At 73.9% G+C, this 7923-nt stretch carries 8 protein-coding genes and 1 pseudogene; 3 read left to right on the top strand and 6 right to left on the bottom strand.

Annotated features, from left to right (window positions below):
• Positions 1 to 358 precede the first annotated feature (358 nt).
• The 3 genes from ACI792_RS18540 to ACI792_RS18530 all read left to right on the top strand — a co-directional run bounded on the left by ACI792_RS18540 (position 359) and on the right by ACI792_RS18530 (position 2997).
• A complete protein-coding gene (locus ACI792_RS18540) occupies positions 359 to 1348 on the top strand; it encodes an anti-sigma factor RsbA family regulatory protein (protein WP_456603893.1) in 990 nt (329 codons plus the stop codon).
• A gap of 165 nt (positions 1349 to 1513) precedes the next feature.
• Complete coding sequence (locus tag ACI792_RS18535) at positions 1514 to 2329, top strand: CoA transferase subunit A (RefSeq protein WP_456603892.1); 816 nt, start codon at positions 1514 to 1516, stop codon at positions 2327 to 2329.
• On the top strand, positions 2329 to 2997 hold the full coding sequence (locus ACI792_RS18530) for a CoA transferase subunit B (RefSeq protein ID WP_456603891.1): 669 nt from the start codon (positions 2329 to 2331) through the stop codon (positions 2995 to 2997). Before ACI792_RS18535 ends, ACI792_RS18530 begins: the two co-directional genes overlap by 1 nt.
• Before the next feature lie 28 nt (positions 2998 to 3025).
• Here ACI792_RS18530 and ACI792_RS18525 read toward each other — a convergent pair whose 3' ends face one another.
• The 6 genes and pseudogenes from ACI792_RS18525 to ACI792_RS18500 all read right to left on the bottom strand — a co-directional run bounded on the left by ACI792_RS18525 (position 3026) and on the right by ACI792_RS18500 (position 7854).
• On the bottom strand, positions 3026 to 3775 hold the full coding sequence (locus ACI792_RS18525; protein ID WP_456603895.1) for an IclR family transcriptional regulator: 750 nt from the start codon (positions 3773 to 3775) through the stop codon (positions 3026 to 3028).
• Between the two features lie 26 nt (positions 3776 to 3801).
• Positions 3802 to 4746, bottom strand: a pseudogene (locus ACI792_RS18520) (PDR/VanB family oxidoreductase); the annotation flags it as partial.
• A gap of 37 nt (positions 4747 to 4783) precedes the next feature.
• Positions 4784 to 5071 carry a hypothetical protein gene (locus ACI792_RS18515; protein WP_456603890.1) on the bottom strand — a complete coding sequence of 96 codons (288 nt, stop codon included), beginning with the start codon at positions 5069 to 5071 and terminating at the stop codon, positions 4784 to 4786.
• Between the two features lie 8 nt (positions 5072 to 5079).
• On the bottom strand, positions 5080 to 6165 hold the full coding sequence (locus tag ACI792_RS18510) for a Rieske 2Fe-2S domain-containing protein (protein WP_456603889.1): 1086 nt from the start codon (positions 6163 to 6165) through the stop codon (positions 5080 to 5082).
• Positions 6166 to 6292: 127 nt separating this feature from the next.
• On the bottom strand, positions 6293 to 7273 hold the full coding sequence (locus ACI792_RS18505; protein ID WP_456603888.1) for an ABC transporter substrate-binding protein: 981 nt from the start codon (positions 7271 to 7273) through the stop codon (positions 6293 to 6295).
• A gap of 122 nt (positions 7274 to 7395) precedes the next feature.
• Positions 7396 to 7854 (bottom strand): MarR family winged helix-turn-helix transcriptional regulator, encoded by a 459-nt coding sequence (locus ACI792_RS18500; protein WP_456603887.1) that lies wholly within the window; start codon positions 7852 to 7854, stop codon positions 7396 to 7398.
• Between the last annotated feature and the right edge of the window lie 69 nt (positions 7855 to 7923).

Below are 7923 nucleotides of genomic sequence, written 5' to 3'. Positions count from 1 at the left end.
CCGCCCGCTCCTCCGGCGAGGTCAACCGGTAGCCCGCGAACGCCCGGGCCGCACGAGCCAGCTTCTCCTCCAACGCCTCCTCCCCCAACGGCTCATAGGTCTTCAGCGTCTCGCCGGTCGCCGGGTTGATCGTCGCGATGGCCATGGTGTCTCCCTCCTGATGCGCCCTCACCTGCCCGGACGGGCCCGCTCGAAACGGGCGGCAGGCGGCCCGACCACCGTCCCCCGGGCAGGCACCACGCGCTCCCGGAACCCCCGGATGCGCCTCCGGACCGGGGTGCGGGCTGACCACCCCGCCGCGCTGGCCTACCGTGGGAGCCCGAGCAGGACGGCCGGCGCGGAGAACTCAGGGGAACAGGTGAACTGGACGGCAGCGGGCGGTGCGGGCCACCCCCCGACGGCGGGCTTCGTCCACGACGCGCTGGTCTACGACTCCCTCGACGACCTCGTCGCCGTGGCCGCCCCCTTCCTGCGGGCGGGGCTGGACGCCGGTGAAGCCGCCGTGGTCGTCGCGTCGGGCCCGGCCACGACCGCGCTGCGGGAGGCGATCGACGACGACGAGCGGCTCGTGGTCCTCGACCGCACCGTGACCTACGGGCCGCGCACACCGGCGGCGATCACCAGCTTCCGCCGGCTGGCCGAGCAGCACCGGGCGGCTGGGGCGTCGCGGGTCCGGGTCATCGGCGAGGTGGACCACGGCAGGACCCCGCGCGAGTGGCTGGAGTGGCAGCGCTACGACGCGGTCATCAACGAGGCGCTGCGCGGCTGGGACCTCTGGGGCGTCTGCGCGTTCGACACCCGGCGGCTGCCCGCGCCGGTGGTGGCCTCCGCGGCCTGCACGCACCCCCACGTGGTGGGCGCCCAGGGCCGTACGAGCAGCACGGGGTACACCGACCCGGCCGCCTACCTGCGCGGGCTGCCCGTGCCGGAGGAGCCGCTGGAGAGCACCCCGCCGCGGTTCGCCGCCGCCGACGTCGCCGACTTCATCGGCCTGCGGCACGCCGTCGGCGCGGAGCTCGCCGGCCTGGGGGCACCCGCCGACCTCGTCGAGGACTTCCTGCTCGCCGTCGACGAGATGACGTCCAACGCCGTCCGGCACGGGCTGCCCCCGGTCAGCCTGCAGCTGTGGACCGCGCCCGACCGGCTCGTGTGCACCATCGCCGACGGCGGTCCGGGCTGGGACGACCCGTTCGCCGGGTACGGGCCGGCGCACGGGAACGACCTCTCCCGCGGCGGCATGGGCCTGTGGCTGGCCCGCCAGCTGTGCGACCACGTCGACATCTCCGGCGGGGCCCACCACCCGGGCGACGGCGGGGTCCGCGTCCGGCTCACCGCCCTGCTCCCCTGACCCCTCGCAGCGGCGGATTTCCGCCCAGTGGGGACGGCGGCCCCGCCGGGCGGTGGCGGCCCGCGATACTGGGGGCCGCAGCCGGCGACGATGGGAGCAACGTGGTGGATCGGGCGCGTTCGGACCACGGACGGGGAACCGTCCCCGCAGAGCGGGAGGGCTGACGTGGACAAGGTCGTCCGCTCCGCCGAGGAGGCGGTCGCCGACATCACCGCCGGCGCCACGTTGGCCGTGGGTGGCTTCGGGCTGTGCGGTGTGCCGTACGCGTTGATCGACGCGCTGCTGGCCCAGGGTGCTGACCGGTTGACCACGATCTCCAACAACTGCGGCGTCGACGACCAGGCCCTCGGTGTCCTGCTCTACGCGGGCCGGATCCGCAAGACGATCAGCTCGTTCGTCGGCGGCAACAAGGAGCTGGCCCGGCTGTACCTCTCCGGTGAGCTCGAGGTGGAGCTGACCCCGCAGGGCACCCTCGCGGAGCGGCTGCGCGCCGGCGGCAGCGGCATCCCCGCCTTCTACACCCCCACCGGCGTCGGCACGCTCGTCGCCGAGGGCGGCATCCCGATCCGCTACGACGCCGAGGGCACCGTGGTGGAGGTCAGCCGGCCCAAGGAGGTGCGGGAGTTCGACGGCCGCCAGTACGTGCTGGAGACCGCGCTCACCGCCGACTTCGCGCTCGTCCACGCCGCCGTGGGCGACCGGCACGGCAACCTCGTGTTCCACGAGTCGGCGGCGAACTTCAACCCGCTGGCCGGGATGGCGGGCCGGATCACCGTCGCCGAGGTCGAGGAGCTCGTCGAGCCCGGCGAGATCACCCCCGAGCACGTCCACCTGCCCGGCGTCTTCGTCGACCGGGTCGTGGTCGTCGGCGCCGACCGCAAGCCGATCGAGCGGCGCACCACCCGTCCCCGCCCGGCGGGGCCCGACACCGCCGCCCCGGCCGCCGCCGGTGACGAGGCCACCACCGAGGGAGCACGCTGATGGCCCTGACCCGTGAGCAGCTCGCCGCCCGCGTGGCCCTCGAGCTCGAGGACGGCCAGTACGTCAACCTGGGCATCGGCATGCCCACCCTCGTGCCGAACTACGTGCCCGAGGGCGTGCACGTCGTCCTCCACTCGGAGAACGGCGTCCTCGGCGTGGGGCCCTACCCCTTCGAGGGCGAGGAGGACCCCGACCTGATCAACGCCGGCAAGGAGACCGTCACCCTCCTCCCCGGGGCGAGCTTCTTCGACTCGGCGCTCTCCTTCGGCATGATCCGCGGCCAGCACCTGGACGTCGCCGTGCTGGGCGCCATGCAGGTCAACGCCCGCGGCGACCTCGCCAACTGGCTCATCCCCGGCAAGATGGTCAACGGCATGGGCGGGGCGATGGACCTCGTCCACGGCGCCCGGCGCGTGATCATCATGATGGAGCACGTCGCCCGCGACGGGTCGCCCAAGATCGTGCAGGAGTGCACCCTGCCGCTGACCGGCAAGGCCTGCGTCGACCGGATCGTCACCGACCTCGCCGTCATCGAGGTCACCGCCGAGGGGCTGGTCCTGCGCGAGACCGCGCCCGGCGTCACCGTCGACGAGGTGGTCGCCGCCACCGGGGCCCCGCTCACCGTCGCCGACGACGTCCGCGAGATGCCGCTGCCGGCCACCGTCTGACCCGGGGGCGCCGGCCGGCGCCCCCGGGTCAGGGCACCGGTCGCCCGCCGGGCCCGGTCGGGTCCGCAGCGCGGTCCAGGGTGCGCGAGATGCCGCGGGCGGCCGCGCGCACCCCCGGGGTCAGGGTGCGGACGGCGGCCGGCGAGTTGCCGCGGACCACGATCGACAGCGCCGCCACGACGGTCCCGCGCACCTCGATCGGGGCGGCCACGGACACCGCGTCGGTGGTCACCTGCCGGTCGCTCACCGCCACGCCGGCGCGGCGCACCTCGGCGAGGACCCGGCGCAGCTGGCGGGGGTTGGTGACGGTGTGCGAGGTGTACCGGTGCAGCGGGCCGGCCAGCACCCGCTCCTGCACGTCGGCGGGGGCGTGGGCGAGCAGCACGAGCCCGACCCCGGTCGGCGGCAGCGGGAAACGGCCGCCCACCTGAGTGAGGACGGCGACGGCGTCGCGTGCGGCGAACCGCTCGACGAACACGACCTCCACGTCGTCCCGGACGGCCAGCTGCACGTTCTCGTGGGTCACCTCGTACAGGTCTTCCATGAACGGCAGCGCGGCCTCCCGCAGGCCCAGGCCGCGTGGCGCGAGCGCGCCCAGCTCCCAGACGCGCAGGCCCACCCGGTACCGGCCGTCGTCCGCCCGCTCGAGCGCACCCCACGCGCACAGCTCACCCACCAGCCGGTGGGCGGTGGACAACGGCACACCGACGGCCCGGGAGATGTCCGACAGCGTCAGCGCCGGCCGGTCCCGGGAGAACGCGCCGAGGACGGCGAGCAGCTTCCCTCCGGCGGTCCGCGAGCCGGTCAGAGCTCCAGCACCAGCTTCGGGCAGGCCGCCCGGGACACGCAGATGAACATCGTGTCGTTGGCCGCCTGCTCCGCCGGCGTCAGCAGTGAGTCCCGGTGATCCACCGCGCCGGAGAGGACCGTCGTCTCGCAGGTTCCGCACGTTCCCTCCTGACACGAGGAGAGCACGCTGACCCCGGCCTCCTCGACCACCTCGAGGACAGACTTCCCCGGGGGCACGGTGAGCGCCAGCCCGCTGACGGCCAGCTCCACCTCGAAGGCGTCGGTGAGCACTGGTTCGCCGACGTCCTTGGGGGCGAACCGCTCCAGGTGCAGCGACCCTTCGGGCCACTGCCGGCAGCGCTGCTCGACCGCGGCCAGCAGCGGCTCGGGCCCGCAGCAGTAGACCATGGTCCCGGGCCGCGGCACGGCGAGCAGCGCGTCGAGGTCGATCAGGCCGACCTCGTCCTGCGGGTGCAGGGTGACCCGGGAGCCGGTCGCCTCCTCGAGCGCCTGCAGGAAGGCCATCGACCGCCGGCTGCGGCCGCCGTAGTGGAGCTCCCACTCGGCGCCGGCCGCCTCGGCGGCGTCGACCATGGGCAGGATCGGCGTGATGCCGATGCCGCCGGCGACGAAGACGTACCGCGGGGCCGGTACCAGCGGGAAGTGGTTGCGGGGACCGCGCACCTCGACCTCGGCCCCCTCGACGAGGGCGTCGTGCACGTGGGCGGACCCGCCCCGGCTCTCCGGCTCGCGCAGCACGGCGATCCGCCAGACCGACCGGTCCGCCGCGTCACCGCAGAGCGAGTACTGGCGGGTCAGCCCGCCCGGCAGGCAGAGGTCGACGTGCGCGCCGGCCGACCAGGCCGGCAGGTCGCGCCCGTCGGCGGCGCGGAGGTCGAGGACCACGACGCCTTCCGCGCCCGTCGTCCGCCGGTCGACGCGCAGCCGCAGCTCGACCTCGTCGTGGGTGCTGTGCACCGGGAGCAGCTCCTTCTCGCTAGGCCAGGACGGGGATGCGGGTCCGCTCCCGGGCCCGCAGGACCGCCGGGTCGGTGACCACGTGCGCGGGCGGGGGCGGCAGGTCGACGGGCGGTTCCGGGATGTCCGGCCCCCCGGCGGGGTGGTCGGGATGGGCGAGCAGCCACTCCCACATCCGCACCGGGTCCTCGGCCTCGCTCTCCGCGCCGCAGTGGCACCGCCCGCGCAGGCGGTCGGAGCCTGGCAGCCAGTTCACCCGCAGCACCCGCTCGCCCTCGAGGACGTGCCGAGGCGGCGGGAGGGACATGCCGGGGGTCACCGGCCGGCCGCGGCGGGGGCCGGGGCGGCCGGGGCGGCGGCGGGGCCGTCGGCCTCCGCGGCCAGCCGGGCGATGAGGCGCCGGGCGGCCAGCCCGCCGGTGTCGATGTTGATCGAGAGCTCCTGGTAGCCGTCGGCCTCGCCGGTCAGCACCTGCTCGAGCACGTCGAGGGCGACGACGTCCTGCAGGACGACGGTCCGGTTGTTCTCGGCGAGGAAGTCAGACACACCCTGGTCGTCGAGGGCGAAGTCGCGGGCGACGGCCCAGAAGTCGTGCGTCGAGTGCTCCGTCTCCGGCGTGATCGCATAGACCACCTCGACGTGGAAGGCGTCAGGATCGGTCCCGTCGTCGTTCGGCAGGACGCCGACCGGCGCGATCCGGCTGTGCAGCTTGTACAGGCAGGGCGGGGTGAACTCGATGTCCTGCCAGCGGGTGATCCGCCCCTCGATGCCGGTGCTCTTCGCGTAGAACGGCGGGCAGGCGGCGTCGGCCATGTGCCGGCTGACGTAGACGATGCCGGCCTCGTCGTCGACCTCGGTGGTGATCGGCGTCTCGGCCACCTCGGGGGTGCCGATGTATCCGCCGTGCAGGTAGGTCTCGTGGGAGAGGTCCATGAGGTTGTCCACCAGTAGGCTGGCCCGGGCGGCGAGCGGCTCCATCCCGGACACCGTCGTCCAGCCCTCCATGTCCAGCCACGGCGCGCGCGGGATCCGGGTGGTCTCCGCCCGGTCCGGGTCGCCGATGAAGACCCAGACGAAGCTGTCCTGCTCGACCACGGGGTAGCTCTTCAGCCGCGCGGTGCGCGGCACCCGGGTTTGGCCGGGGACGGCGACGCAGACGCCGTCCGCCCCGTAGGTGAAGCCGTGGTAGCCGCACACCACCGTGTCGCCCACCAGGTGGCTGGGCTGCTGCGAGAGCGGGAACCGGCGGTGCACGCAGCGGTCGCTCATCGCGGTGACCTCGCCGGCCTCGGTCCGCCAGAACAGGATCGACTCGCCGCAGATCGTCCGGCTGAACAGCTCTCTCCCGACCTCGCGCCCGTAGGCGGCCACGTACCACTGGTTCCGAACGATCGACGTCATGCGTCCTGCTCCTCCTCGATCCGGCGTGGTCCGAGCGTGACCGCCGTCACCCGTCGCCCGACAGCACTCTTCCGCCACGTGGAAGGCTCGTCCCGCCGGAGTTGCCGACGGGCCCGCGACGCCCGCATCACCCCTCCGGGAGCAACCCGTCCAGGTCGGCGTCGTCCTCGAGGAGGCCGTCCTCGACCATCAGCTCCCCGAGCTGCTCGAGCTGATCCCGCCGCAGGTCGGTGCCGAACTCCTCCAGGCGCACCTGCTCGGCGACCTCCGGCGGCAGCTGCGGCAGCACCTCGGAGATCTGGTCCTTGACGGCGTCGGGGTTCTCCTCGGCGAACTCGAGCGTGTCCTCGATCGCGGCGGTGAAGTCCTCGACGAGCTGGGGGTCGGACTCGACGAGCTCGCCGGAGGTGAAGAACAGCTGGGTCGGGTGGCCCTGCACCGACTCCGCGCTCGAGTAGGTGGCGACGACGTTGCCGCCGGCCTGCAGGCTGCTCAGGAACGGTTCGGGCACCCACACCGCGTCGACGTTGCCGCCCTCCAGGGCGGCGGGCATGTCGGGGAAGGGCAGCTCGACGAACTCCACCGCGTCGGGATCACCGCCGTCCTGGCGCACCGCCTCGCGGATGGTCAGCCCGCCCATCCCGCTGAGCGTGTTCACCGCGACGGTCCTCCCCTCGAGGTCGGCGGCGGACTCGATGCCCGACCCGGCGGCGGCCACCACACCGTTGACGTCGGCGTCCCCCTCGGACAGGGCGGAGGTCCAGTGGGCGATCACGCGGACGTCCAGACCCTGCCCCCGCGCCTGGAGCAGCGAGACCGGGTTGCTCGTCGCGAAGTCGATCTGACCGCCCATGACCGCAGGCAGCAGGGCCGCACCGCCCTGACCGGTCTCGACGGTGACCTCGATCCCGCGGTCGGCGAAGAAGCCCTCCTCGATGCCGGCGTAGAGCGCGGCGGTGGGGAGGATCGGCAGCATCCCGACGGTGACCTGTCGGGGTCCACCACCGTCGGCGGCGGCACCGGCCGACGGCGAGGCGTCCGAGTCGTCCCCGCCGCAGGCGGCGAGCACGAGCGTCGAGGCGAGGAGGGTGGGGATCCAGCGGCGCATGATGGCGGCTCCCGGGATTCGGTGAGGTCGTCAACGATTGACAGACGGCATGATGCACGTCACAGCGACGCCTGGCCAGTCCCTTCCGCCGGGCGGCAGCCGGCCGCCCGGCCGGCGGCGGGTCAGCCGACGGCGCCACCGCTGCCGGTGCGCACCAGGCGACCGAGGAGATCCCGCAGCAGGTACTGCTCGGTGGCCGTCAGATCGGCCAGCTGGAGGGCCACCGCGGCATCGACGTCCACGACGGCGGCTGCGCGCAGCTCGCGACCGGCGGCGGTGCCGACCACCAGCTTGGTCCGCCGGTCGGTGCCCGACGGCCGTCGCTCGACCAGGCCGGACTCCGCCAGCTCGTCCACGAGCAGGACCACCTGGCTGGGATCGAGGCCCAGGACGCCGGCCAGGTCGCGCTGCGACATCCCGTCGTCGGAGGCGCAGGCGAGCAGCAGGACCGAGTACGAGCGGACCCGGAGACCGTAGGACGCCAGTGCCGTGTTGCTGGCCCGCACGAACAGGCCGCTGGCGCGGGACAGCAGGAAGCCGACGTCGTCGGTCAGCGCGCCTGTGGTGGTGTGGGCGTCCATGTCTCCTCCATCGTTGACATCCTCCATGATATCCGCCTAGCGTCGCGCACCAGCTGACCGTCCCCCGAT

Source organism: Blastococcus sp. SYSU DS0669, from assembly GCF_054050895.1.
The sequence above is the reverse complement of the archived record's forward strand: the minus strand, read 5'-3'. Positions and strand labels throughout refer to the sequence as shown.

Coding starts and splice junctions, on each gene's coding strand:
- ACI792_RS18530 (WP_456603891.1), top strand. CDS start 2,329: ATGGCCCTGACCCGTGAGCAGCTCGCCGCCCGCGTGGCCCTCGAGCTC.
- ACI792_RS18515 (WP_456603890.1), bottom strand. CDS start 5,071: ATGTCCCTCCCGCCGCCTCGGCACGTCCTCGAGGGCGAGCGGGTGCTG.
- ACI792_RS18510 (WP_456603889.1), bottom strand. CDS start 6,165: ATGACGTCGATCGTTCGGAACCAGTGGTACGTGGCCGCCTACGGGCGC.
- ACI792_RS18505 (WP_456603888.1), bottom strand. CDS start 7,273: ATGCGCCGCTGGATCCCCACCCTCCTCGCCTCGACGCTCGTGCTCGCC.
- ACI792_RS18500 (WP_456603887.1), bottom strand. CDS start 7,854: ATGGACGCCCACACCACCACAGGCGCGCTGACCGACGACGTCGGCTTC.